This is a genomic window from Pseudomonas sp. HMWF006 (genome assembly GCF_003061205.1).
Classification (GTDB): Bacteria; Pseudomonadota; Gammaproteobacteria; order Pseudomonadales; family Pseudomonadaceae; genus Aquipseudomonas; species Aquipseudomonas monsensis.
Genome location: NZ_QAIU01000234.1, coordinates 1 through 2,405, shown reverse-complemented (window position 1 = coordinate 2,405; position 2,405 = coordinate 1). Strand labels below are relative to the sequence as shown.

The window sequence follows — 2,405 nt, the reverse complement described above, 5'->3', positions numbered from 1 at the left end:
CAGCAGCACCGCTGCGCAATGTTTGCAGTTGCTGCGAACCGGGCAGGTGCACGCGGCCTCCACCAGCAGCAAGGTGCCTTTGGCCGACTCGCGCAGCGTAATGGTCTGACGGTAGACATTGCCGCCAGAGCCTTCGCAACTGGCGGTGATGGTCGCATCGCCGACCTGGGCGATACGGACCCGGTTCTCCAGGGCGTAGCGCCGGCCACGCTCCAGGCTTTGTTCCTTGAATCGGCTGACCCAGGAGGGTGCCAACGGTTTACTCAGGGGCGGGGGCATAAGGACTTCGATCAGTCCGGAATGGCTTCAGGCGCTTCCCGCGGCGCCGGCGCCGTCAGGGAAGTGATCTTGATCAGCAGGGCCAGGTGGCCGTTGTCGAGATAGTTGAGTTGGCCATTCTTGGTGTGGCTGTCCTGCTTCAGGCGTTCGCTGGCGGTGACCATGCCGTTGGCGTCGATCTGGTTGACCCAGAAATCGGCATTCACATCGGTGAAGCGGCCCAGCTTCATTTCCAGCGTGCCCTCGATCGGGAACTGGCCGAACTGTTCCTTGCCGTCGCTGACGGCCACCTTGGTCGGCGTCTCGCCGAGGGTCTGTTGCCAGGCCTTGTGCAGCAGCACACTGTAATCGCCGCTGGCAGTGAGTTTGTTGGCCACTTCATTCAGCGCGGGTGTGCGCTGGCTGTCGTCGCCCAGACGCTGGGCGCCGGCGGCCCAGTCTTCCGGGGCGGCGCGGCTGACGATCGCCGGCACCGCGTTCTGGCGGACCAGAATCATCTCGACCATATAGGTGTCATCGGCAAACGCCGTGGGTGCGACCAGAGTCAGCAGCAAGGTCAGCGAACGAAACAGGCGCATTGGGCGTCCTTCAAGCAGTTTTCGGGATGAGGCGCTCGAACAGCGCCTCTACAGTATTAAAGCGCTCTTCCGCGCGCTCCATCGGCACCTGGAACTTGAACATCGTGGCGCCTTCGAATTTGTAGCGTTTTGGCTGGCTCTGGATCAGTTTGATCAGGGTCATCGGGTCGACCGGCGTCTGCGCGGCGAACTCGATACGTCCGCCCTGCGGCCCGCCATCGACCTTTTTGATGCCCAACTGTTCGGCCTGCAATTTCAAGGCAGTGATGCGCACCAGGTTCTTGGTCGGCTCCGGCAGCAGGCCGAAGCGGTCGATCATCTCGACCTGCAGATCCTTCAGGCCCTCTTCGTCAGTGGCCGATGCAATGCGCTTGTACAGAATCAGGCGCGCATGCACATCCGGCAGGTAGTCTTCCGGAATCAGTGCCGGCACCCGCAGGTTGACCTCCGGGCCACCGCCGAGCGGTTGATCGAGGTTCGGCTGCTCGCCCTTGCGGATCGACTTCACCGCACGCTCCAGCATCTCCATATACAGCGTGAAGCCCACGGCCTGGATCTGGCCGCTCTGGCCATCGCCGAGCAATTCACCGGCGCCACGGATTTCCAGGTCGTTAGTGGCCAGCACGAAACCGGCGCCGAGGTCCTGGGTATTGGCAATCGCCTCCAGACGCTTTTCCGCATCCGCGGTGATTTGCTGGCGCGGCGGGGTCAGCAGGTAAGCGTACGCCTGGTGGTGACTGCGACCGACTCGACCGCGCAACTGGTGCAGTTGCGCCAGGCCGAATTTGTCGGCGCGCTCGATGATGATGGTGTTGGCGCTCGGCACGTCGATGCCGGTCTCGATGATGGTCGAGGCGATCAGCACGTTGAAGCGCTTGTGATAGAAGTCGCTCATCACCTGTTCGAGTTCGCGTTCGCGCATCTGCCCGTGACCGATACCGATCCGTGCTTCTGGCACCAGTTCGGCGAGATCTGCCGCGCATTTTTCAATGGTCTTCACGTCGTTGTGCAGGTAGTAAACCTGTCCGCCGCGCAGCAGTTCACGCAGCAGGGCTTCTTTGACCGTGCTCTTGTTCTGCTCCATGACGAAGGTGCGCACCGACAGGCGTCGTGCCGGCGGCGTGGCGATGATCGACAGGTCGCGCATGCCCGACACCGCCATGTTCAGCGTGCGCGGAATCGGCGTGGCGGTCAGGGTGAGGATGTCGACTTCGCTGCGCAGGGCCTTGAGCTGTTCTTTCTGGCGCACGCCGAAACGGTGCTCTTCGTCGATGATCACCAGCCCGAGGTTTTTGATCTTGACGTCGTCCTGCAGCAATTTGTGCGTGCCGATGACGATGTCGATCTTGCCTTCGGCCAGATCGGCGACGGCGGCGTTCACTTCCTTGGCCGATTTGAAGCGGCTCATCACTTCCACGGTCACCGGCCAGTCGGCGAAGCGGTCGCGGAAGCTGTTGTAGTGTTGCTGGGCGAGCAGGGTGGTCGGCACCAGAATCGCCACCTGCCGACCGCCATGCACGGCGATGAACGCGGCGCGCATGGCCACTT

General features: G+C 62.4%; 3 protein-coding genes. All 3 read right to left on the bottom strand.

The window, feature by feature from the left end; translation table 11 throughout:
- Positions 1-279: SWIM zinc finger domain-containing protein (locus DBR24_RS31825; protein ID WP_256591363.1), on the bottom strand; the 279-nt coding region annotated here is incomplete at its 3' end.
- A gap of 11 nt (positions 280-290) precedes the next feature.
- Positions 291-857 carry a CsiV family protein gene (locus DBR24_RS09385; RefSeq protein WP_123461941.1) on the bottom strand — a complete coding sequence of 189 codons (567 nt, stop codon included), beginning with the start codon at positions 855-857 and terminating at the stop codon, positions 291-293.
- Between the two features lie 10 nt (positions 858-867).
- Positions 868-2,405: TRCF domain-containing protein (locus DBR24_RS09380; protein WP_128614585.1), on the bottom strand; the 1,538-nt coding region annotated here is incomplete at its 5' end.